The sequence below is a fragment of the Vibrio sp. 1180_3 genome (genome assembly GCF_029478545.1).
GTDB lineage: Bacteria > Pseudomonadota > Gammaproteobacteria > Enterobacterales > Vibrionaceae > Vibrio > Vibrio aestuarianus.
Genome location: NZ_SJFM01000209.1, coordinates 1 through 345, shown reverse-complemented (window position 1 = coordinate 345; position 345 = coordinate 1). Strand labels below are relative to the sequence as shown.

Sequence of the window (345 nt, the reverse complement as noted above, 5' to 3'; positions counted from 1 at the left end):
GCTAGCTTCAGAGTTTCTGCTTTAAATTCAGGGGAATGTTTAATTCTAGTTTTCTTAGTAGTCATTGTTCACCTCGTTAGTGATTGTACTCACTTAACTCAGTGTCCAAAACTGCTGGGGCGGATCACTTTGCTTTCAAACGGCAAAGTAAAACGGACAGCTGTGAAATTAAAACCTAATCCACGAAATGCGCTTGGCAAAGAAGAAATAACCGAGAGAATCACCATTCCTGAGCATGGTAATTTGCAAAGAATTCTATCGAAAAAGCCAACGACAGAGCACACGAAACGAATTTAAGAATGCATAAAATTCAACACCAAAGAAGCCGCGCCAACGAACTTAACA

At 40.0% G+C, this 345-nt stretch carries 1 pseudogene; it reads left to right on the top strand.

Annotated elements, in window-relative coordinates:
* Nucleotides 1-297: pseudogene (locus EYW48_RS21625) on the top strand (hypothetical protein); the annotation flags it as partial.
* Nucleotides 298-345 lie beyond the last annotated feature (48 nt).